General features: G+C 67.1%; 18 protein-coding genes and 1 pseudogene. 1 reads left to right on the top strand and 18 read right to left on the bottom strand.

What is annotated here, in order from left to right; translation table 11 throughout:
* Positions 1-142 precede the first annotated feature (142 nt).
* On the bottom strand, positions 143-1,495 hold the full coding sequence (gene hisD / locus AC1D2F_RS16940; protein WP_414645462.1) for a histidinol dehydrogenase: 1,353 nt from the start codon (positions 1,493-1,495) through the stop codon (positions 143-145).
* A gap of 76 nt (positions 1,496-1,571) precedes the next feature.
* Positions 1,572-2,135 carry a hypothetical protein gene (locus tag AC1D2F_RS16935; protein ID WP_364743879.1) on the bottom strand — a complete coding sequence of 188 codons (564 nt, stop codon included), beginning with the start codon at positions 2,133-2,135 and terminating at the stop codon, positions 1,572-1,574.
* Between the two features lie 196 nt (positions 2,136-2,331).
* Here AC1D2F_RS16935 and AC1D2F_RS16930 point away from each other — a divergent pair, with 196 nt between their 5' ends.
* Entirely contained in the window at positions 2,332-2,790 is a 459-nt protein-coding gene (locus tag AC1D2F_RS16930) for a flavin reductase family protein (RefSeq protein ID WP_018772361.1), read from the top strand.
* Between the two features lie 80 nt (positions 2,791-2,870).
* Here AC1D2F_RS16930 and dnaE read toward each other — a convergent pair whose 3' ends face one another.
* The 16 genes and pseudogenes from dnaE to AC1D2F_RS16850 all read right to left on the bottom strand — a co-directional run bounded on the left by dnaE (position 2,871) and on the right by AC1D2F_RS16850 (position 22,671).
* The gene (gene dnaE, locus AC1D2F_RS16925) at positions 2,871-6,428 is read right to left on the bottom strand and encodes a DNA polymerase III subunit alpha (RefSeq protein WP_476967226.1); all 3,558 of its coding nucleotides are present in this window, start codon (positions 6,426-6,428) and stop codon (positions 2,871-2,873) included.
* 144 nt (positions 6,429-6,572) lie between these two features.
* Positions 6,573-7,535 (bottom strand): RluA family pseudouridine synthase, encoded by a 963-nt coding sequence (locus tag AC1D2F_RS16920; RefSeq protein WP_229994722.1) that lies wholly within the window; start codon positions 7,533-7,535, stop codon positions 6,573-6,575.
* A complete protein-coding gene (gene lspA / locus AC1D2F_RS16915; RefSeq protein ID WP_476967225.1) occupies positions 7,528-8,106 on the bottom strand; it encodes a signal peptidase II in 579 nt (192 codons plus the stop codon). Before lspA ends, AC1D2F_RS16920 begins: the two co-directional genes overlap by 8 nt.
* A gap of 151 nt (positions 8,107-8,257) precedes the next feature.
* A complete protein-coding gene (locus AC1D2F_RS16910; RefSeq protein WP_229994724.1) occupies positions 8,258-8,956 on the bottom strand; it encodes a DivIVA domain-containing protein in 699 nt (232 codons plus the stop codon).
* A gap of 161 nt (positions 8,957-9,117) precedes the next feature.
* Complete coding sequence (locus tag AC1D2F_RS16905; protein WP_229994725.1) at positions 9,118-9,426, bottom strand: YggT family protein; 309 nt, start codon at positions 9,424-9,426, stop codon at positions 9,118-9,120.
* A gap of 137 nt (positions 9,427-9,563) precedes the next feature.
* The gene (locus AC1D2F_RS16900; RefSeq protein WP_026266243.1) at positions 9,564-10,094 is read right to left on the bottom strand and encodes a cell division protein SepF; all 531 of its coding nucleotides are present in this window, start codon (positions 10,092-10,094) and stop codon (positions 9,564-9,566) included.
* Between the two features lie 88 nt (positions 10,095-10,182).
* Complete coding sequence (locus AC1D2F_RS16895; RefSeq protein WP_229994726.1) at positions 10,183-10,980, bottom strand: YggS family pyridoxal phosphate-dependent enzyme; 798 nt, start codon at positions 10,978-10,980, stop codon at positions 10,183-10,185.
* Positions 10,973-11,752 carry a purine nucleoside phosphorylase YfiH/LACC1 family protein gene (locus tag AC1D2F_RS16890; RefSeq protein WP_476967224.1) on the bottom strand — a complete coding sequence of 260 codons (780 nt, stop codon included), beginning with the start codon at positions 11,750-11,752 and terminating at the stop codon, positions 10,973-10,975. Before AC1D2F_RS16890 ends, AC1D2F_RS16895 begins: the two co-directional genes overlap by 8 nt.
* 114 nt (positions 11,753-11,866) lie before the next feature.
* Complete coding sequence (gene ftsZ / locus AC1D2F_RS16885; RefSeq protein ID WP_229994728.1) at positions 11,867-13,084, bottom strand: cell division protein FtsZ; 1,218 nt, start codon at positions 13,082-13,084, stop codon at positions 11,867-11,869.
* A gap of 308 nt (positions 13,085-13,392) precedes the next feature.
* Positions 13,393-14,292 carry a cell division protein FtsQ/DivIB gene (locus AC1D2F_RS16880; RefSeq protein ID WP_364743868.1) on the bottom strand — a complete coding sequence of 300 codons (900 nt, stop codon included), beginning with the start codon at positions 14,290-14,292 and terminating at the stop codon, positions 13,393-13,395.
* On the bottom strand, positions 14,285-15,685 hold the full coding sequence (murC, locus tag AC1D2F_RS16875; RefSeq protein ID WP_364743865.1) for a UDP-N-acetylmuramate--L-alanine ligase: 1,401 nt from the start codon (positions 15,683-15,685) through the stop codon (positions 14,285-14,287). Before murC ends, AC1D2F_RS16880 begins: the two co-directional genes overlap by 8 nt.
* A gap of 4 nt (positions 15,686-15,689) precedes the next feature.
* On the bottom strand, positions 15,690-16,814 hold the full coding sequence (murG, locus tag AC1D2F_RS16870) for an undecaprenyldiphospho-muramoylpentapeptide beta-N-acetylglucosaminyltransferase (protein WP_229994731.1): 1,125 nt from the start codon (positions 16,812-16,814) through the stop codon (positions 15,690-15,692).
* Positions 16,815-17,094: 280 nt separating this feature from the next.
* A pseudogene (ftsW, locus tag AC1D2F_RS16865) lies at positions 17,095-18,414 on the bottom strand (putative lipid II flippase FtsW); the annotation flags it as partial.
* A gap of 2 nt (positions 18,415-18,416) precedes the next feature.
* The gene (murD, locus tag AC1D2F_RS16860) at positions 18,417-20,018 is read right to left on the bottom strand and encodes a UDP-N-acetylmuramoyl-L-alanine--D-glutamate ligase (RefSeq protein WP_229992573.1); all 1,602 of its coding nucleotides are present in this window, start codon (positions 20,016-20,018) and stop codon (positions 18,417-18,419) included.
* On the bottom strand, positions 20,000-21,109 hold the full coding sequence (gene mraY / locus AC1D2F_RS16855; protein ID WP_229992572.1) for a phospho-N-acetylmuramoyl-pentapeptide-transferase: 1,110 nt from the start codon (positions 21,107-21,109) through the stop codon (positions 20,000-20,002). The genes murD and mraY overlap by 19 nt, the downstream gene beginning before the upstream one ends.
* Positions 21,106-22,671, bottom strand: coding sequence for a UDP-N-acetylmuramoyl-tripeptide--D-alanyl-D-alanine ligase (locus AC1D2F_RS16850; RefSeq protein ID WP_229992571.1), 1,566 nt, complete (start codon positions 22,669-22,671; stop codon positions 21,106-21,108). The genes mraY and AC1D2F_RS16850 overlap by 4 nt, the downstream gene beginning before the upstream one ends.
* Positions 22,672-22,674: the final 3 nt, after the last annotated feature.

Genomic DNA, 22,674 nt, shown 5'->3' with positions numbered 1-22,674 from the left:
TTCCTCCCCTGTCGCAATCCGCGGCGTCAATGCTGTTTCAATGCTGTATCAGTGCAGTCGGCGCTGCCCTGTGTCCCCAGTTTACGACTACATGTAGCTGAATAACAAGCCTGTAATTACTACATGTAGTGGTCTGTGCCTGCTACCGGGCGGCGAACCGCACCGTGACGGCCTCGCCGTGCGCGGGCAGGTCCTCCGCGCCGGAGAGGCTGACGATGTGGCCGCTGACCTGCTCCAACGCGGACCGGGTGTAGTTGATGACCTGGATGGCGCGCAGGAACGTTGTCACGTTCAGTCCCGAGGAGAAAGCCGCCGTGCCGCTGGTGGGCAGCACGTGGTTGGAGCCTGCGCAGTAGTCGCCCAGGCTCACCGGGCTGTAGTCGCCCACGAAGATCGCGCCGGCGCTGCGGATCCGACTGGCCACCCGGGCAGCATCGGCGGTCATGATTTCAAGGTGTTCCGCGGCGTACGCGTCGCAGGCGGCGATGCCCTGCGCCAGGTCCTCGACCAGGACCACGCCGGACTGCGGACCGGAGAGTGCCTCGCGGACGCGGCTGGAGTGCTTGGTGGCTGCGGCCTGCCGCTCAAGCTCCACGCGGACGTCGGCGGCGAGGGCCTCTGAGTCGGTGAAGAGAACCGATGCCGCCTTGGGGTCGTGTTCTGCCTGGCTGATGAGGTCCGCGGCCACGAGGGCGGGACTGGCGGTGGAGTCCGCGAGGATCGCAATCTCGGTGGTGCCGGCCTCGGAATCGATCCCCACGACCCCCTTGACCAGCCGCTTGGCAGTTGCCACGAAGATGTTGCCCGGACCGGTCACGACATCCACGGGGTCGATCCCGGGGAGGTTGCCGCCGTCGGACGTGTCGGCCGGGATGCCGTAGGCGAAGGCGGCGATGGCCTGCGCCCCGCCGATCGCGTAGACCTCCTCGATGCCCAGCAGGCAGGCTGCCGCCAGGATTGTGGGGTGCGGAAGGCCGCCGAAGTCCTTTTGCGGCGGCGAGGCCAGGGCAATAGATTCGACGCCGGCGGCCAGTGCCGGGACCACGTTCATGATCACCGAGGACGGGTAGACCGCCAGGCCGCCGGGGACATAGAGCCCCACACGCGCCACCGGCACCCAGTTCTGGCTCACGACGGCGCCAACGCCCAGTTCGACGTCGATGTTCGCCGGGCGCTGGGCGTCGGCGAAGGCGCGGGCCCGCTTGATGGATTCCTCGAGTGCCGCGCGTACGGCGGGGTCCAGGCCCTCAAGGGCCGCACGCAGCGCCTCGGCCGGGACGCGGGGATGCGCCTGCTCGACGCCGTCGAAGGCAAGGGCCAGCTCCCGGAGTGCGCCGAAGCCGCGCGTGCGGACAGCGGCGATGATGTCCAGGACCTTGCCCTCGGCGTCCGCCATGGTGCCGGACTGTGCCCGGGGCACGGCAGCGCGGAGTCCGGCGAGGGACAGTTGCGCACCGCGCACGTCCACCGTGCGGAAGTTGAGGGCGGCGGTCATCGGGGTCACGGGGCTGTCAGGAGTTAGGCTCACCCGATCATTTTACGTGCCCTGCCCCGGCGCGCCGGCACTGGCGTCAGCGGCGGGCTTTGCCGCCGGAGCCCGGGAAGAGGCTGTTCAGGAAGATGGCCAGGGCGATCGCCGCGGGCCAGATGGCGAGGACCGCATAGGAGCGCAGTGAGAAGGCGACGCTGGCGCTGGCGGAGGTATCCGCCGGCGCTCCCCACCACTGGGCGCTGAGCACGCCGGTTCCCCACGCGATGAGCGCACCTGCGGCACCGGCCAGGACCACCAGGATGACGGTTCCGGGACCGGGCTGGTGGTGCTTGGTGCCGGCGACGAACGACCCGGCGATGCACCCTGCGAGCAGGCACAGCCCTGCCAGCACCAGGTCCCTGGGCAGCCAGGTTGCGGTGTTGGTGCCGGCGGCGAGGTCCGGGTCTCCCGTCAGGAGATTCAGGCCCGACGGCGCCAGCAGCCACCAGAGCAACCCCACCGGGACACCGGCGGCCGCGATGACCGCGGCCTTGCGCCACGGGTTTCCGCCGGGTCCGCGCTGCTGCTCTGGAGACGCGGGCCGGAGCGGCTGCGCGGGCTCCCCGGCGTGGTGGACGGGGCCGTCTAGTGCGGGCTGTGTCATGCAACAAACCGTAACAAGGATTCCGCCGGCGCATGACGAAGCCCGGCAGCACATGACGGCGGAAGTAATCAAAATGCCATACTCGATTCCCCTGCGGAATACGCTGGCAGAGTAGGAAGTATGACACGCACGTGCAGCAGGGAGTTGGATCGCAGTGGCCACAGATGAAGGAGTTTTCGAGGGGACGTTCAAGGAAATGTTCCGTCGGCACGCGGCGGGCGTGGCCATCATCACGGCCAACCACAACGGCGTACCGTTCGGATTCACGGCAACCTCCGTGGCCTCGCTGTCCGCCAAGCCGCCGCGCTTCACGTTCAACATGGCCAGGACCTCCAGCTCGTGGCCGGCTGTGGCGAACACAACCTACATTGGCGTGCACATGCTCGGGCTGGAAAACCAGGAGCTCGCCGACCGCTTCGCCCGGGCCGGCAACCGGTTCGACGGCGACCACTGGGAGCTCGGACCCCATGAGGTGCCCGTGCTCAAGGGAGTCAGCGGCTGGCTGATCGGCAAGGTCCAGATGCGGCTCTCCTTTGAGAACAACGCCGTTGTGGTGGTCGAGGTGGTGGAGGGCCAGGTCGGCGACGACGGCGTTCCCCTGCTCTACCACTCCGGGGCGTACAGCCAGCCGGTTCCGCTCGACTACGAGATCTAGGGACCGCTGGCCGGCACTGGTGACCGGGCTAGTCGCCGGCGCTAGTGACCGGGGCTAGCGGCATGCGTTAGTGACTGCGGCTAGTTATCCAGGCACGTCGGGCCCAGCAGCACCTTCAAATCGCCGAACAGCGACGGGCTCGGGTTGACGCGCAAATGCACCGGCAGGCCCATGACCTCCACCCGAGTGTCGCCCTGCAGGTGCAGCCGGACCTCGGAGTTTCCGCGGTGGGTGCGCAGCACGTCGCCCAGCTCAGTGACCACGGCCTCGGTGGCCTTGTGCGTGGCCATGGTGATCACCACGGGCCCGTTCTGGCTGTCGCTGAGGTCCGGCACGGAAAGTTCCATGCAGTTCAAGGTGACGGCGCCGTCGTCGCGCCGTTGCAGGCGACCCTTGACCACCACAATCAGGTCCTCCGCGAGCACCGAGGCGATGGGGCCGTAGACCTGGCCGAAGAACATGACCTCCATGGAACCGGCGAGGTCCTCGATTTCGGCGCGGGCGTAGGCGTTGCCGCTCGCCTTGGCGATCCTTCGGCTGAGCGAGGTGATCATTCCCGCGATGGTCACGATCGAGCCGTCCGGCGGGCCGTCTTCGGCGATGATCGAGGTGATTGACCGGTCGGCGTGCTGGCTCAGGAGCCCTTCCAAACCTTGCAGCGGGTGGTCGGAGACGTAGAGGCCCAGCATGTCGCGCTCGAACGCCAGCTTGTCCTTTTTCTCCCATTCCGGCAGGTCCGGGATTTCCGTGCTGAGCGACGCCTCGGGCTCCTGGTCCTCAAAGCCGGCGAAGAGGTCGAACTGGCCAATCGCCTCGTTGCGCTTGAGCGTGATGACGGAGTCGATCGCCTCTTCATGGATCATGGCCAGAGCCCGGCGGTGGTGTCCCAGCGAGTCGAAGGCACCGGCCTTGATCAGCGATTCGATGGTCCGCTTGTTGCAGACCACCGCGGGGACCTTCATGAGGTAGTCCTTGAAGGACGTGTAGGCGCCTTCTTTTTCGCGCGCCACCACCATGGCTTCGACGGCGTTCACGCCGACATTGCGGATGGCGCCCATGCCGAAGCGGATGTCAGTGCCAACAGGGGTGAAGTTGAGGGCTGACTCATTGACGTCGGGCGGCAGCACGGTGATGCCCATCCGCCGGCATTCGTTGAGGTAGATGGCCGATTTGTCCTTATCGTCCCCCACCGAAGTCAGCAGGGCCGCCATGTACTCCGGCGCGTAGTGCGCCTTCAGGTACGCCGTCCAGTAGGAGATCACGCCGTACGCGGCCGAGTGGGCCTTGTTGAAGGCGTAGTCGGAGAACGGCAGCAGGATGTCCCAGAGGGTCTTGACCGCGGCCATGGAATAGCCGTTGTCCTGCATGCCCTGGGAGAAGCCGGCGAACTGCTTGTCCAGCTCGGACTTCTTCTTCTTGCCCATGGCGCGGCGCAGGATATCCGCCTGGCCCAGGGTATAGCCCGCGAGCTTCTGCGCCACGGCCATAACCTGCTCCTGGTACACGATCAGCCCGTAGGTCCCGCCGAGGATTTCGGACAGCGGTTCCTCCAGCTCCGGGTGGATCGGGATGACCTCTTGGATCTTGTTCTTGCGCAGCGCGTAGTCGGTGTGCGCGTTGGCGCCCATGGGTCCGGGCCGGTAGAGGGCCAGCACGGCGGAGATGTCTTCGAAGTTGTCAGGCTTCATCAGCTTGAGCAGGGAGCGCATGGGTCCGCCGTCGAGCTGGAAAACGCCCAGCGTGTCTCCCCGGGCCAGYAGCTCGTAGGACGCCGTGTCATCCAGCTCAAGGGTTTCGAGGTCGAGGTCGATGCCCCGGTTCATTTTGATGTTTTCCAGGGCATCGGAAATGATCGTCAGGTTTCGCAGCCCGAGGAAGTCCATCTTGATCAGGCCGAGGCCTTCGGAGGTCGGATAGTCGAACTGGGTGATGACCTGGCCGTCCTGGAAGCGGCGCATGATCGGAATCACGTCGATGATGGGGTCCGAGGACATGATGACACCGGCGGCGTGCACGCCCCATTGCCGCTTCAGGCCCTCAATGCCCAGTGCCGTCTCGAAGACCTTGGCGGCCTCCGGGTCAGTGCTGATCAGMTGGCGGAAGTCCCCCGCCTCGCTGTAGCGCTTGGACTGGGAGTTCTGAATGTCGGCCAGCGGAATGTCCTTGGCCATCACGGCCGGCGGCAGCGCCTTGGTCAGCTGCTCGCCCATGCTGAACGGATAGCCCAGCACGCGCGAGGAGTCCTTGAGGGCCTGCTTGGTCTTGATGGTGCCGTAGGTGACGATCATCGCCACACGTTCGTCACCGTACTTGCGCGTGACGTAATCGATCACTTCGGACCGGCGCCGGTCATCGAAGTCGACGTCGAAGTCAGGCATCGAGACGCGGTCCGGGTTGAGGAAGCGTTCGAAGATCAGGCCGTGGTGCAGCGGGTCAAGGTCGGTGATGCGCATGGCGTACGCCACCATGGAGCCGGCACCGGAGCCGCGCCCGGGACCGACCCGGATGCCGTTGTTCTTGGCCCAGTTGATGAAGTCGGCCACCACGAGGAAGTAGCCCGGGAAGCCCATGGAGGTGATGACTTCCAGCTCATAGTCGGCCTGCTTGCGGACCTTGTCCGGGATGCCCTTGGGATAGCGGTACCGAAGTCCCTTATCGACTTCCTTGACCAGCCAGGACGTTTCGTCCTCCCCTTCCGGGCAGGGGAACCGCGGCATGTAGTTGGCGCCGGTGTTGAACGAGACTTCGCAGCGCTCGGCGATCAGGAGCGTGTTGTCGCACGCCTCCGGGTGGTCGCGGAACAGCTCCCGCATTTCCTGCGGTGACTTCAGGTAGTAGCCGCTGCCGGAGAAGGCAAAGCGCGAACCGCCGTTGTCGTAGGTCGGCTCCAGGAGCGTGGAACCGGACTGGATGGCCAGCAGGGCCTCATGCGCCTTCGCGTCGTGCTCGTGCGTGTAGTGCAGGTCGTTGGTGGCCACCAGCGGCAGGTTCAGGTCCTTGGCCAGGCGCAGCAGGTCACCGGTGACGCGCCGCTCGATGTCCAGGCCGTGGTCCATGAGCTCGCAGAAGTAGTTCTCCGCACCAAAGATGTCGCGGAACTCGGCCGCGGCCTCAAGCGCTTCGCGGTACTGGCCCAGGCGCAGCCGGGTCTGGACTTCACCGGACGGGCAGCCGGTGGTGGCGATGAGCCCTTCCGAGTACGTGTTCAGCAGCTCACGGTCCAGCCGGGGCCATTTGCCGAAGACCGAATCCAGTGAGGCGATCGAGGAAGCCCGGAAGAGGTTCCGCATGCCCACGTTGTTGTAGCTGAGCAGGGTCATGTGCGTGTAGGAGCCACCGCCGGAAATGTCATCCTTGCGCTGGTGCTCCTCGCCCCACCGCACACGGGTCTTGTCCGTGCGTGCGGTCCCGGGAGTCACATAGGCTTCGACGCCGATGATGGGCCTGATGCCCTGGTCGGTTGCCCGCTTCCAGAAGTCGAAGGCGCCGAACAGGTAGCCGTGGTCCGTCGTGGCGAGGGCCGGCATGCCGAGCCGCTCGGTTTCGTCGAACAGCTCACCGAGCCGGGCGGCACCGTCCAGCATCGAGTACTCGGTGTGGTTGTGGAGATGGACAAACGAGTCGTTGCTGGAAGTCACCGCACCATTCTAGTGCCGTGCCACGACGGCGGCGTGCAACCACGACGGCCGGAACGGAACCTGCCGGACAGGCCGGCGGGATCCGCCGCGGAAACTAAGAGCAAACTGGTACCGGAGTGGATCCGGCCGCCCGCGCCGGACAGCTCAGGCGTTCCCGGATTCCAGGACCTCGAGCGCATACTTCAGGTCCTGCGGGTACTCGCTGCTGACGGTAACCCGCTCCCCCGTCCGCGGGTGGTCGAAGGAGAGTTCCCGGGCGTGCAGCCACTGCCTGGTCAGTCCGAGGTTGGCGGCCAGCCGCGGGTCCGCGCCGTAGGTGAGGTCACCGGCGCAGGGGTGCCGCAGGGCCGCGAAGTGCACACGGATCTGGTGGGTGCGGCCCGTTTCGAGGTGCACCTCCACGAGCGAGGCCTTCCCGAAGGCTTCCAGGACCTCGTAGTGCGTCACTGAATCACGGCCGTCCTCGATCACGGCGAAGCGCCAGTCATGGCCCGGGTGGCGGCCAATGGGCGCGTCGATGGTTCCCGCCAGCGGGTCGGGAAGGCCCTGGACGACGGCGTGGTAAACCTTGTCCACGGTGCGTTCCTTGAAGGCCCGCTTGAGCACGGTGTAGGCGTTTTCGGTCTTGGCGACCACCATGACGCCGGAGGTCCCGACGTCGAGCCGGTGGACGATGCCCGCGCGCTCGGGGGCGCCCGACGTCGAGATCCGGTAGCCGAGACCGGCGAGGCCACCGACCACCGTGGGTCCCACCCAGCCGGGCGAGGGATGGGCTGCCACACCCACCGGCTTGTCGATGACAACAAACTCGTCATCGTCCAGCAGGATCAACAGGTCGTCCACTACTTCCTCCACGATTTCCAGGGGGTCCCTGCGGTCCGGCACGACGACGTCGAGCACGGTGCCGGGGGTGAGCTTGAGCGACTTCCCAACCCGCTTGGCATCGCTGGAGACGTTGCCCTCCGCGATCAGGGCGGCCGCCTGGGACCGGGAGATGTCCATCAGCCTGGCCAGGCCTGCGTCCACGCGGGAACCGGCCAGGTCCTCCGGGACGGTGAACCGCAAGGGCCCCGCGGCTGTCGCGTTATCCGGGGTGTTCTCAGACATCCTTGGCCACCGTATCCTTCGTGTGGCGCGAGCCGTCCAGGGAGATCCCGCGGAAGGTGAGCAGGCAGATAATCACGACGGCGGAAACCACGGCCGAGTCGGCGATGTTGAAGATCGCAAAGTTTGGCAGCTGGATGAAATCCACCACGTGGCCCATTGCGAACGAGGGCTCGCGGAACAGCCGGTCCGTCAGGTTGCCGAGTGCGCCGCCCAGCAGCAGTCCCAGCGCCAACGCCCACCAGAGCGAGCCGAGCTTGCGCAGCTGCAGCAGGATTGCGACAGACACGGCCGCCATGATGATCGTGAACACCCACGTGACGTTCTCGCCGATCGAAAACGCCGCCCCGGAGTTGCGGATGTAGAACCAGTGCAGCAGCGGTGGAAAAACGGCGATCCGCTCGCCCTCAGTCATGGTGCTCGTTACCCAGAGCTTGGTCAGCTGGTCGAACACATAGGCGAACACCGCGAAGGCAGCGAACAGGACAAGCAGCTTGGCCCGGCGCGGCCGGGCCTGCACGGGCTGTGCCGCGTCGACAGGCTGAATGGCGTCTGGTGATGGTGCGTCAGTCATAGGGCTTTCGTTCGGGAGCCAGTGCGGAGACCGGGGGCCGGGTACCCGGCAAGCGCCGTGCACCGGACCGGTGGCGGCACGTTGCGGAAAAATGAAAAGCCGGCGGCCGAGGAAACCTCAGCCACCGACTTTCAGAATACTTGGCTTTTGCCTAGCTGTTGGCCTCGACCTCAGGGGCCGCAACGGAGCCACGGGCATCGAGGTCACGGAGCTGGCCCTCAATGTAGGCCTTCAGGCGTGAGCGGTAGTCACGCTCGAAGCCGCGAAGCTGCTCGACCTTGCGTTCGAGCACGGAGCGCTGCTGCTCGAGGGCACCAAGGATCTTGCGGGACTTTTCCTGCGCATCGTTGACAAGGCTGCTGGCCTCGATCTGGGCTTCAGCGATGATCTTGTCCCGCTGCTGCTCGCCGTCGGCGACGTGCTTGTCGTGCATCTGCTGCGCCATGGCCAGCAGGCCGGCGGCGGACTCGGAAGCCGGGGTGGCAGCGTTACGTGCCGGTTGGACTGCCTGGGCTGCCTTGGCAGCCTGCTCGGCTTCCTTCTTCTTGGCAGCTTCAGCGGCTGCTGCCTTTGCCTTGGCCTCGGCCTCGGCCTTGGCGGTGTCTTCCTTCTCGGCCTTGACGGGCGCCGGGACCTTCTCCACCACGGGTGCGGCGGCTGCGGAGCTGGCAGGCGTGCCGGCGCCGGATTCGGCGAGCTTCTTGCGGAGCTCGTCGTTCTCCTGGTTCAGGCGCCGAAGTTCGACGACGATCTCGTCCAGGAAGTCATCAACCTCGTCCTGGTCGTAGCCTTCGCGGAACTTGGTCGGCTGAAAGCGCTTGTTGACAACGTCTTCTGGCGTCAAAGCCATCTGGTCACCTCGTTGGTCTAGTTAGTCAGTAGGCCTTCCGGCCGTCAAAACTACGGTACCTAAATATGGTCTGGTTCCTCTAATTCAACACCGCAGTGTCAAACCGGAGTTTCTTTCGGTTGGGCCTCGGCCCGGGCAAGTCCCCTGCTCGGCCCGGTGGCTCATGCTGCGACAGGCTGGGCGTACACCAGGCCCTTGACGATCCACATCGCCACGCTGACGGCCACGAACAGCAGCAGGAAGCCAATGTCCAGCGATATTCCGCCCAGCCGCAGCGGCGGGATGAGCCGGCGGAGCAGCTTGAGGGGCTTGTCCGTGACCGAATACACAGCATGGGCGGCCACGAGTGCCAAACCGCGCGGCCGCCAGCTTCGGGCGAACATCTGCACCCAGTCGTAGACCAGGCGGATGATCAACGCCACAAAAAATAGCAACAGCGCGATATAGACGAGCCCGAAAACAAATCCCATGAGCTAACTCATATCTCCATGTTCATTCCGGATACCGCAGTGTCCTAAGGAAAGTGTCACTTCTATTTCAACACGGATAATTCCGCAGGGATGCCAGGCAGGTGTCCCCGCCTGGCATCCGTACCGAATATTCGGGCCTAGCTCTGGTTGAAGAAACTTGCCTGCGTCTCGCTGACCTTCTTGTCATCGCCAATGACTTCGATGTACGACGGCGAGAGCAGGAAGACCTTGTTCGTCACCCGTTCGATGCTGCCGCGGAGGCCGAAAACCAGTCCGGCGGAGAAGTCCACGAGGCGCTTGGCGTCGGCCTCCCCCATGTCGGTGACGTTCATGATGACGGGGATGCCGTCGCGGAAGCTTTCGCCGATGAGTTTGGCGTCGTTGTACGACCGCGGGTGGATGGTAGTGATTTGCCGGAGTCCGGTGGTCTCTTCGCGGCTCGATGCCGCACGCTTGATGGGTGTCACAGGTGCGCGATATTCCTCTTCAGCGGCGTGAGGCTCTTCCCGGGGGACCTCGCGGACGGGCGCCGGCGCACGTCGTTCCTCGCGGTCCTGCTCCATGGATTCGTCCTCATCCTTGTGCGGTGTGGGGTGCTCAGACTCGTAGTGTTCGTCGCCGTCGGCGAGCCCAAGATAGATCATTGTCTTGCGCAGAGCGCCAGCCATGGTCGACTCCTAATCTTGTCCGTAAGCGGGCCGCTTAATGACTAGATAGCCTTGGAATCCCCGCCATTACCTTCCAATACGTTCGAACTTACCGCAGGGCCGGACGCGGACCGAGAATATCGGAGCCAATGCGCAGGTGTGTCGCCCCAAAGCGGACGGCCTCTTCGAGGTCCTGGCTCATTCCGGCGGATATTCCCGTGGCGTCCGGAAATTGTTCTCTCAGCCGCCCGGAAATGCGTGCCAGATTTTCGAAGGCGGCCGCCGGATCCGCCCCGAGCGGGGCGACGGCCATGACGCCCGCGAGCCTTAGCCCGGCAGCACCGGCCAGCTGCTCGGCCAGTGCCGGGACCTCGTCGGGGGCTGCGCCGCCGCGGTGCGCCCCGGAGGCCTCGTCCAGGCTGACCTGGATGAAGCAGTCCAGGGGCGGGCGCCCGGTGCGTTCACTTTCGGCTGCCATCGCCTTGGCGAGTGCGGAAGCCAGGGCTTCCCGGTCCACGGAGTGCACGGACGCGGCGTACTTCACCACGGACTTGGCCTTCTTGCTTTGGAGCTGGCCGATGAAGTGCCAGCTCAGGCCGAGGTCTTCGAGCTGCGCCGCCTTTTCCGCGGCCTCCTGGTCCCGGTTTTCGCCGACGTCGGTGACGCCCAGCGACGCCAGCCGCCGGACGTCCTGCGCCGGATGGAACTTGGTGACGACGATCAGGCGTGGTGGCGTCGCCGTGCGGCCGGCGGCGGTAACGGCGGCGTCGATCCTGCGGCGGACGGCCGAGAGGTTCGCGTCCAGCTGGGCAAGCCGCGGGCCCTCCAGCGCGTCCTGCCGGCTCTCCCCCGGCACGTTGACCGGCCTGTACGTGTTTGTGTCCGGTACGTCCACCGGCTCAGTCATGGCCATGCGCCCTGTTCCCGTCCGTCCCGTGCGTCCCGTCAGTCCCGTCCGTCCATGCCAGCCCGGCGAAGCGGCCGGTGTGGCTGTTGCGGCGGTAGGAGAACAGGGTGTTGTCCTCGAGGGTGCAGCCCCCGGAGTATTCGATCGCGACGCCCGCTGCTTCCAGCTGGCTCCTGACACCTGCCGGCAGGTCCAGGCCGGGGGTGCCGGTGGACGTGGTGCACCAGGTGGCAGGCACGGTGGCGGCAACGTCCGCGCGCAGCGATTCGGGGACCTCATAGCAGCGGCCGCAGACCGAGGGCCCCACCCAGGCGCTGATGCGGTCCGCGCCGAGCTCCCGCAGGCGGGCCACAGCGGCCGGCACCACCCCGGCGGCAACGCCGGGCCGTCCGGCATGGACGACCCCGAGGACGGGTGCCCCAGCAGCGTCCTCGCCGACCAGTACCACCGGCACACAGTCCGCCACCAGGACGGCCAGCGGCTCGGTCAGGGAGACCATGGCATCGGCCGTGGGGGCTGCCGGAACCTGGCCCGCGGCGTCCGCTGCCGCCGGTGCGGCCGTGGAGCCAACGATCGTGGCGACGTCATTGCCGTGGACCTGGTTCATGTACCGGAAGGATCGCCCACCTAGCCCGGCGGCCGCTTCGAGCTCCGCGCGCCGGCGGCGGACCGCCGCGGGGTCGTCGCCAACATGCAGTGCCAGGTTCCCGGCTCCGGCGTCGGTGAAGGCCACCCACACGCCCGGCCGGACTTCAGCCCGCCAGCAAAACAATCACAACACCGCCATCGACATGTCCGGAATACCTACGTTCATACAATCCACCGTAACCCGCCGCAAAGCAGCATGGCACCGCCGGGCGGCGGTGCCATGCTGAAGCAGAACGATTTACTTGAGGAAGTCCGGGACATCCAGGTCATCGGAGTGCCGGCCGGACAGGTCCGGCTCCACGACGGCCGGCAGGTCGACGTCGAAGCCCGAGTCAGCCGGTATGGCTGAGGGACGCTGCTGGCCCCAGCCGCCGTAGCCGGAGGCGCCGACAGTGGCGTGCAGCGGCTGCACCGGGGCGGAGGCGGGTGCCTGCGCCGGAGCGGGGGCGGCGGACGCGGGCCGCTGCGGCGCGGCCGGCAGGGACTGGTCCATGGACGGCGAGGTGGCCTTCACGTCGTCGAAGCCGGCTGCGATGACGGTGACGCGTGCCTCGTCGCCGAGGGCGTCGTCGATCACGGCGCCGAAGATGATGTTGGCCTCCGGGTGGGCGACTTCCTGGACCAGGCGGGCAGCCTCGTTGATTTCGAACAGGCCAAGGTCCGAGCCGCCCTGGATGGAGAGCAGGACACCGTGGGCGCCGTCGATCGATGCCTCCAGCAGCGGCGAGGCGATGGCCAGTTCCGCGGCCTTGACGGCACGGTCTTCGCCGCGGGCAGAACCAATGCCCATCAGCGCGGAACCGGCACCCTGCATGACGGACTTGACGTCGGCGAAGTCGAGGTTGATCAGGCCGGGGGTCGTAATGAGGTCCGTGATGCCTTGGACGCCGGAGAGCAGCACCTGGTCGGCGGAGCGGAACGCATCCAGGACCGAGACGTTGCGGTCGCTGATGGAGAGCAGACGGTCGTTCGGGATCACGATCAGGGTGTCGACTTCATCGCGCAGTGCGTCGATGCCGGCCTCGGCGGAGCCGGCCCGGCGGCGGCCCTCGAAGGTGAAGGGACGCGTCACGACGCCGATGGTTAGGGCGCCAAGGGAACGGGCGATCCGGGCGACGACGGGGGCGCCGCCTGTACCGGTTCCGCCGCCTTCGCCGGCGGTGACGAAGACCATGTCCGCGCCCCGGATGACCTCTTCGATTTCATCGGCGTGGTCCTCCGCGGCCTGCCGGCCAACCTCAGGGTTCGCGCCAGCACCGAGACCACGGGTCAGCTCACGCCCGACGTCGAGTTTGACGTCGGCATCGCTCATCAACAATGCCTGGGCATCGGTGTTGATGGCGATGAATTCGACGCCGCGAAGACCGACCTCGATCATGCGGTTGACTGCGTTCACGCCACCGCCGCCGATGCCGACGACCTTGATGACGGCCAAGTAATTCTGCGGAGCTGCCACGTTACGTGTCCCTTGTTCGTGTACTAATGCGAAATCTGGTCGAGTCCTGCTTGAAGCTTTGAACCTTAACCTTCGACTTGAAGGTTATAGTTATGTCAAGTAACTCATGTCTGTGACGGTATTTCCTATGCCGGGGACATTCAATAACCGGCGCCGCGTGTCGCGGTAATACCGGGTAAATAGCCCCTGTATGTACTCCCGCGGGCGGCTGGACGTCCCGCGCTCGCCCCTCGGCGAGTGCGCGGACGCATCCGTGTGCCTGCCGGCGCCACGTCCGGAGTCCCGGAGCGCGGCGGAAGTGGCCGCAGCTACCGGGTGACAGGGTGCCGGGGCACGCTGACATCGTAGACCTTGACGGGGTTCTTCGGATCGGCCGGGACCTTCAGGAGGGCCGAAAGGACCCGCGCCTTCAGCTCCTTCTCCCCCGCGTTGCCCCAGACGATTGTCTGCCCGTCGACGAGTTTGAGTTCGACGGCGTCGGCGGAGGCGGCGGAGGCGTTGGAGAGCCGCGCCAGCACATCCGCCGGCAGTGCCCCCAGCACCGCGGTGATGGCCTGGAACAGGTCCTTCGGCAGCGTCCCGCTGCCGCCGTCGATCACCGGGAGCGATACCGTGGCGGCATCCGCGGTGGTGCTGAGCTGGACGCCGTCGACGTCCACCAGCTGGAATGTCTTGCCCTGCTTGACCAGGGCCACGGGAATGCGCTCGGTGACGTGAACCTGCAAGGTGGCGGGCGGCAGCGCCTTCACGGTGACGTCCTTGACCTGGACCAGCGGCTTGAGCAGGGCCGTGACCTCCTCCTCGCTGATCTGCGGCAGTGGCTTGCCCTGGAGCGGCGCGAGGGCGGCCTGAACCTGATCCGGGTTCAGCATCTTCGTGCCCTCCACCGTGACCGTCCGCAGGGCGAGCACAGGCGAGTACACGGCGGCTGCGACGATCCCCGCCATCAGCACGGCCACGATGCCGATGGTACTGAGCACGATGCGCCGGCGGCGTTTGCCCTTGGGCTCGGGGAAGGAGAGCACGTTGCCGGGCTCTTTGCCCGATGTGCCCTGCGGGTTCCGCGGGTTCTGTGCGTTGCCGCCGGCCGTGTCCGCGGCGTTCTTGGACGCCGAAATGACATCCGTGCCCGCTCCGCCGGGCGGCCGGGAGCCGGTTCCGGAAGCGTTGGATCCGCCCCGGTAGGTGGGGCGCCTGGTGCTAGGCACCGGCGGCCTCGACCGTGAGGGCGTCGACAATCAGCGGCCCGTAGGCCGTGACGTCGCCCGCGCCGGCTGTCAGGACGATGTCCCCGGGTCCGGCGTCCGCCAGCAGAGCCTCCACAGCCTCCCCGCCCGGTCCCACGAGGCGGCCGCCGGAGCCCAGGTGCTCGGCGATCAGCCCGCTGGTGACGCCGGGAATGGGATCTTCGCGGGCAGGATAGATGTCCAGGACCAAGGCCGTGTCCGCCGTGTTGAGGGCTTCGGCGAACTCGCGCGCAAACTCGCGGGTCCGGGAAAACAGGTGGGGCTGGAAGAGTACGTGCACCTTATGCTCCCCGGCGACGGCCCGTGCCGCGGACAGGGCGGCCCGGACTTCCGTGGGGTGGTGGGCATAGTCGTCGTAGACGCGGACGCCCCGCCCTTCCCCCTTGAATTCGAAACGGCGCGAGGCACCGGAGAAGTGGGCCAGTGCCGCAGCCGCGGTCTCCGGCGCGACGCCGAGTTCGACCGCCACGGCGAAGGCGGCGGCAGCGTTGAGCGCGTTGTGCCGGCCCGGAACCTGGAGTTCGACGCCGAAGGTGCCGGCCGCTGTCGAGATCCCCATCCGCCCCGGTTCGGCGTCGTGCAGCCGGATGGCGGCGTCGGCCGCCGTCCCGTACAGGACCACGCGGGTGTTGCCGCGGGCCAGGGTGCGCTCGGCGAGGGCCCTGGCCCCGGGGTCGTCCGCGCAGGCCACCATGACGCCGTCCGCCGGGAGCAGGGCCGTGAAGCTGTCGAAGGAGGCGTAGACGGCCTCGGCGGTGCCGTAGAAGTCCAGGTGATCCGGCTCGACGTTGGTCACCACGGCGATCGTGGGGCGGTAGTTCAGGAAGGAGCCGTCCGACTCGTCGGCCTCCGCGACGAAGATTCCCGAGGTGCCGTGGGCCGCGTTGACGCCGAGCGCCGGGACGTTGGCGCCGATGGCGAACGACGGGTCCAGTCCGGCGCCCTGCAGCAGCACCGTGATCATGGAGGTCGTGGTGGACTTGCCGTGCGTTCCGGCCACTGCCACCACGGTGTCGTCCGCCATGGTGGCGGCCAGCGCCTCGGAGCGGTGCAGCACCGGGAGCCCGGCGGCGCGGGCCGCTGCGAGCTCGGGGTTGTCGGGCCGGATCGCAGAGCCGGCGACCACCGTCTGGGCGTCGCCGAGGTTCCCGGGACCGTAGCCGACGGCGATCCGGGCCCCGGCGGCTGCCAGATCCGCCATGACGGGCAGCGCCTTGGCGTCGGAGCCGCTCACCGGGATGCCGCGCGCCACCATGATGCGGGCAACGGCGGACATGCCGACGCCGCCGATGCCGATGAAGTGGACGCGGCCGAGGGATGCCAGGGAACGGGTTCCGTGCTGGGGCTGGGTCATTGCTTTACTGCTTCCTGCCGTGCTGGTTTGTGGACGCGACTTCGAGGATGAGATCGGCCATGCGCCGGTCCGCGTTCCGGATCCCGAGCTGTTCGGAGCTGGCGGCCATCCGGGCCAGCTTGTCCGTGTCCAGCAGCAGGGGAATGATGTTCTCGCGGATCCAGTCAGCGGAGAAGGCCTTGTCGTCGACGATCAGGGCGCCGCCTGCCGCGACCAGGCCCGCCGCGTTCAGCGCCTGCTCGCCGTTGCCAATGGGCAGGGGGACGAAGACGGCGGGGACGCCCACCGCGGCCACCTCGCAGACCGTGGCGGCTCCGGCACGGGCCAGCAGCAGGTCAGCCGCGGCGTAAACAGTTTCCATGCCGTCCACGTATTCCACCTGCCGGTAGCCCGGCGCGGCGAGCGGCTTGCCGTCGGCGTCGTGCACGGACTTGCCGCGACCGGTGATGTGCAGGGTCTGCACGCCGGCGTCGGCGAGGGCTCCGACGGCCGCGGCGAGGGACCGGTTGATGCTCTGGGCGCCCGAGGAGCCGCCCGTGACGATCAGCGTCGGTTTGTCCGCGTCCAGTCCGAGCGCCTGCCGCGCCCCGGCCTGGGCGGCAGCGCGGTCGAGGCCGGAGATCTCGGGGCGCATGGGCATGCCCACGTGCCGCGCGCGGCCCAGTTTGGTCGCGGCGAAGGCGACGGCCACGTGGGCGCCGAGGCGTGCGCCGACCCGGTTTGCCAGGCCGGGGCGGGTGTTGGCCTCGTGGACCACGATCGGGATCTTCCGGCGCCGGGCCGCGAGGTACATCGGCGTGCACACATAGCCGCCGACTCCCACCAGGACGTCGGCGGCTGCCTCATCAAGGATGGAGCCCGCTTGCTTCACGGCACCGGCCATCCGCCCGGGAAGCCGGAGCAGGTCCGTGGAAGGCTTGCGCGGGAGCGGGACCCGGCTGATGGTGGCGAGGTCCAGCCCGGCGGCCGGTACCAGCCGCTCTTCCATCCCTCCTGGAGTCCCGACAGCCAGGAGCTGCACTCCGGGGCGGGACTGCCGGAGGGCGCCGGCAATGGCCAGCAGCGGGCTGATATGACCGGCGGTTCCGCCGCCGGCGAGGACCACGGACAAGGGCGACTCGGTGTTCATGAAGGGCTGTTTACGCTTTCGTACGGTTCTTGGAGGCGGGGTTCTTGCTGGTGGGGTTCTTGCCGGTGGGGTTCTTGCCGGTGGGGTTCTTGCTGGTGGGGTTCTTGCTGTTGGGGATTTTGGCCGATGAATTTTTGGCGGCACTCCGAGACGGGCTCCCGGATCCGTTCCCGGCGCCCTTGGTGGCGGGACGGGAGGCTTCACGGGCGGCGGATCGGCTGGCTGCATTGCTGGTGGCCCGGGCAGCGCGGGCGCTCCGCACGGAATTCGCGAACGCGGCCGGGCCGAACCTGAGCATCTTCTTCGGCTGCATGCCGGGGTCCATCTGGGCCCTGGCCAGGGACAGGACGACGCCGATTGCGCACAGCGACATCAGCAGGGCCGAGCCGCCGTAGGAAATGAAGGGCAACGGGACGCCGATCACCGGTGCCAGCCCCGTGACCACGGCCATGTTGACGCTGGCCTGGCCCAGCAGCCAGACCATGATCGCGCCGGCCAGGACGCGGTGGAAGACATCGTGCTGTGCGACGACGACGCGGTAGATGGCGGTGCCGAGGATAGCGAAGAGGACCAGGACCACGAGCGTGCCCACCAGTCCGAGTTCCTCGCCGATGATCGCGAAGATGAAGTCGTTGTGCGCTTCCGGGATCCAGCTGTACTTCTGCCGGCTCTGGCCCAGTCCGACGCCGAACCATCCGCCGGACGCGAGCCCGTACAGACCGTTGGTGGACTGGTAGTTCAGGTCGGAGCCATCGGCACAGGTCTGGCCCGTCCATGACAGGATACGGCACATCCGGTTCGGGCTCGTGACGGCGAGGACGGTCGCGCCTATGGCCAGTAACGCCCCGGAAATGCCGAAGAAGGAGAGCCGGACTCCGGCGAAGAACAGTGCGGCGGCCACAATGATCATCACAATCATGGCCGTGCCGAGGTCGTTTCCGGCGAGGATGAGGCCAAGGACCACAATAGCGCCCGGGAGCACGACCGGAATGAGCGCGTGGCGCCACTCCTGGAGGAGCTTGGCTTTGCGGTCAAGCACCGTGGCCATCCAAAGCGCCAGGGCAAGCTTGGCGGCTTCGGAGGGCTGGAAGGTGAACGGGCCGACGTCGATCCAGTTCTGGTTGCCCAGGGCGCTGCGTCCCACGAGGAGGACCAGGCCCAACAGCGCAATGGCCAAGAACATGAGCCCCCAGGCCACGCGCCTGAGCCAGGCGACGTTGACGCGCGAAAGGACAAACATGGCGAAGAGGCCAATGGCGGCGAATCCGCCCTGTTTGAGGGCAGCGGAGTACGGTGACTCCCCCGCAGCGATGGCTTCCACGCTGGAGGCGGAGAGGACCATCATGATGCCGATCGCCGTCAGGGCCAGGGTGGAGCCAAGGATCAGGTAGTACGTGGATCCGTTGCGGGACTTGCCGGTGCCTTCGAGCGCCGACCAGAATCCGCGGTTCCAGGCACGCACCCGGGCTGCCGGGGTGACGGAGGGCCTGCCGGCCGTTGACGCGGTAGCCGAAGGCGTCCTGCTGCCGGCGGACTTGCCACTGGTGGCACCGCCTCCGGCGGGTCGTGCCGCCGTCGTACGTGTGGGCGTGCTGACCATTGTTACTCCTCGCTGGTCTGAGCCTGCCCTTCCACGAGCTCGCGGACAGCTTCGATGAAGGCATCGCCACGGTGAGCATAGGAAGAGAACTGATCCATGGAAGCAGCCGCCGGCGCGAGCAGCACAGTGTCCCCGGAGGCGGCCAGCTGCGCCGCCGAGGCAACGGCCTGGGCCATCACAGTCTCACCGAAAATCGGCGAAGGGCCTGCGTCGGCTTTGGCCGTTACGGCAGTCTGCACGTCTTCAGTCTCGCCCTTGGCCGGCAGGATCACGGGGACATCCGGCGCGTGTCGCTTCAGTGCGGCCTGCAGATCGCTGGAGTCAGCGCCGATCAGGACCACGGCTTTGAGCCGGCTGCCCTGTTCCTGGATCAAGGAGTCGTAATTCACGCCCTTGGACAAGCCACCGGCGATCCACACCACGTTCTGGAAGGCGGATAAAGCAGCGGCGGCGGCGTGCGGGTTGGTGGCCTTGGAATCATTGACCCAGAGCACACCCTCATAGCGGGCCACGGGCTGGATCCTGTGGTCTCCCGGAAGGTAGTCCAGCAGGCCCTGGCGGACAGCCGACGGCGCCAGGCCGTAGGCCCGGACCAGGGCGGCCGCTGCCAGAGCGTTCGCCACCATGTGGCGCGGAGCCGCCGACCCCAGGTCAGCAATCGAGGCGAGTTCGGCCGCGCTGTCCTTGCGTTCGGCGATGAACGCGCGGTCCACCAGCAGCCCCTCCACGACCCCAAGCATGCTGATGGCCGGCGTCAGTGTGGTGAAGCCCACGGCCCGGCAGCCTTCCACCACGTCCGCGTCCTCGACCATGCGTTCGGTCTCGATCTGCTCGGCGTTGTAGATGCAGGCCTTCTGCGTATTCGCGTAGACCTTGGCCTTGTCGGCGAGGTAGGAGGCGTACGAACCGTGCCAGTCCACGTGGTCTTCAGCGACGTTGAGGCACACGCTGGCCACTGGGGACACCGAGTGGCTCCAGTGCAGCTGGAAACTGGAGAGTTCCACTGCAAAGACGTCGTAGTCCACGGGATCGCGCAGGGCGTCCAGGATCGGGGTCCCGACGTTGCCTACGGCGATCGCCTTGAGCCCGGCGGCCTGGAGCATGGACTCGGTGAGGCCGACCGTGGTGGTCTTGCCGTTGGTGCCGGTGATGGTCAGCCAGTCGGCGGTCTTGCGGCCCTTGCGTTCGCGGAGCCGCCAGGCGAGTTCGACGTCGCCCCACACCGGAATGTGCGCCCGCGCCGCAGCGGCGAGCAAGGCCTGGTCCGGGCGCCAGCCCGGGGACGTGACAACGAGGTCGGGCTTGTGCCCGTCGATCTTCGGAACCGACTCCACGGCTTCTTCGCCCAGCAGGACGTCCACGGCGCCGACGATGCGGAGCGTGTCGGCCTGGGCCAGCGCTTTGGCGCTGGTCGCGGCGTCCACCACGACCACCCGGGCACCGAGTTCGATCAGGGTATCGGCGGCGGCGAAGCCCGAGACGCCGATGCCGGTGACCACGACGCGCAGGCCGGACCAGTCGGAGTCCCACGTGGTGAGGCCCTGCAGCCGGGGTGAGGTGGTGAGCGGGGCGGGGATCGGTCCGGTCACAGGAGTACCACCCATTCAGCGTAGAAGATGCCCAGGCCGGCGGCGACAAACAACCCGCACAGGATCCAGAACCGGACCACCACCGTGACTTCGGCCCAGCCTTTGAGCTCGAAGTGGTGCTGCAGCGGTGCCATCTTGAAGAACCGTTTGCCCTTGGTGATTTTGAAGTAGCCCACCTGGATGATGACCGAGAGCGTGATGAGGACGAAGAGCCCGCCGATGAAGGCCAGCAGCAGTTCGGTGCGGGACAGGATGGCGAAGGCTGCGACGGCGCCGCCGATGGCCAGGGAGCCGGTGTCGCCCATGAAGATTTTCGCGGGCGAGGTGTTCCACCACAGGAACCCGACCATCGCCGCGCTCAGGATGGCGGCCAGCAGGGCCAGGTCCAGGGGGTCGCGGACGGAGTAGCAGCCGCCACCGGCCTGGCGCGGGGACCCGCAGGCCTGGTTGCTTTGCCAGATGCCCATGAGCGTGTACGCCCCGAACACCATGACCGAAGCGCCGGCGGCCAGGCCGTCGAGGCCGTCGGTGAGGTTCACGCCGTTGGTCGCGGCCGTGACGATCAGGTTGGACCACAGCACAAAGAGTATGGCGCCGAGCACGGTTCCGGCGAAGGCCAGGTTGAGCCACGGAATATCCCGCACCAGTGAGATCTGGGTGGAAGCCGGGGTCAGGCCGGCGGCATTGGGGAAGTTCAGCGCCAGCACGGCGAAAATGATGCCCACGGCACCCTGGAGGATCAGCTTGGCTTTGGCATCCAGCCCCAGGCTGCGCTGCTTGGAAATCTTGATGAAGTCATCCAGGAAGCCGACCAGCCCCATACCCACCATGAGGAACAGCAGGAGCAGCCCGGAGGCGCTTGGACCCGGGGAGTGCGGGTTCATCATCCACATGATCAGGTGCGTGAGCCCGTAGCTGACGAGGACCGCCACGACCACAACGGTGCCGCCCATTGTCGGGGTGCCGCGCTTGGTGTGGTGGGAGGTGGGTCCGTCGTCCCGGATGAATTGTCCGTAGCCCTTGCGGACCAGGAACCGGATAAACAGCGGGGTGCCCACAAACGCGAGGAGCAGCGCCATTCCGGCGCCCATCAGCAGTGCAATCACAGCTGTGCACTCCCTTCGGTGGCGGTGGCGGCAGTTCCCTCAGCAGATCGCTCGGGAGAGTCCTTGGTGGCATGTGGGGGTAATGCTATCCGATCCCCCAAGTGGCGCAGCCCGATGCCGTTCGATGACTTGAACAGGACCAGGTCGCCGGGCTGGAGCTCGGCTTGAAGGAGCTCGTAGGCCTCGTCCGCAGTCTCGGCGAAAACACATTCGTCGCCCCAGGAGCCCTCGTTGATGGCGGAGACATACAGCGACCGGGCTTCCCGGCCCACCACGACGAGACGGGAGATGTTGAGCCGCACCACCTGGGTGCCGACTGCCATGTGCTCGCGGATGGAATCCGGGCCGAGTTCCAGCATGGCGCCCAGGACCGCCCAGGTGCGGCGGCCGCGTCCCAGCTCGGCCAGCGTCCGCAGTGCCGCCCGCATGGACTCCGGGTTGGCATTGTAGGCATCGTTGATGACTGTCACGCCGTCGGGACGCTCCGTGCGCTCCATCCGCCAGCGGCTGGCGGCGGCCTGCGTACCGAGCGAGGCGGCGATCTGCGCGCCCGGAATGCCGGCCGCGTGCGCCGCGGCCGCAGCCGCGAGGAGGTTGGCCATGTGATGGGCACCGATCAGCTTGGCGGCAACGTGGTACTCGGTCGGTCCTTGCTGGCTCAAGTCGCCGGGGAGGAACAGCTCAAATTCTGGATGGCCGTCGGCGTTCAGTTCCACACCCTCTGCCCTCACCACATCGGCTTGGGCCATGCCCGTCTGGACGCTGTTGTCTTGGCCTATGCCGGCCGCGCGGGAGGTGTAGCCGAGCACGCGGGCCCGGGTCCGGGCGGCCATCGCTGCGACGCGGGAATCATCCAGGTTCAGCACGGCGGTGCCCGTGGCCGGGAGCGACTCCACGAGTTCGCCCTTGGCCACCGCGATGTTGTCGATACCGCCGAATTCTCCGGCATGGGCGGAGCCGACACCGAGGACGACGCCGATCTCCGGCTGGACCATGTCCGCGAGGTATTGGATGTGGCCGATACCCGTGGCGCCCATCTCGATGACGAGGTAGCGGGTGTCGAAGTCGGCCTTGAAGACGGTGAGCGGGACGCCGATCTCGCCGTTGTAGGACCCTTGCGGCGCAACGGTGGCGCCTTCAGTGCCGGCTGCCGCGAAGATTCCGGCGAGCAGGTCTTTCGTGGTGGTCTTGCCGGCGGAACCGGTAATGCCGATCACCGTGAACGCGGCGCCGGCAGCTGCGCGGCTGGCCCGGATCCGGCGGACGGATTCAGCAGCCAGTGCGCCCATGGCGAGGACAGCGTCCTCAACGACGACGGCGGGAAAGTTCGTTCCGGCGGCGTCGGCGACTTCGCGCTCGACGAGTGCCAGGACGGCGCCCCGGTCAAAGGCGGCGCCCACGAAGTCGTGTCCGTCGGCGTTCTCCCCCGGTTTGGCCACATAGAGGGAACCCGCCGTGGCCTCGCGGGAGTCGGTCACCACGGATGCGGGAGTAATTCCCGGTTCCGCGGCGAGCCGGCCGTTGGTTATGTCGGCGATTTCCGCCGCTGTAAGTGCAATCATCTC

It is taken from the genome of Arthrobacter sp. P1_B3 (genome assembly GCF_056406615.1).
The sequence above is the reverse complement of the archived record's forward strand: the minus strand, read 5'-3'. Positions and strand labels throughout refer to the sequence as shown.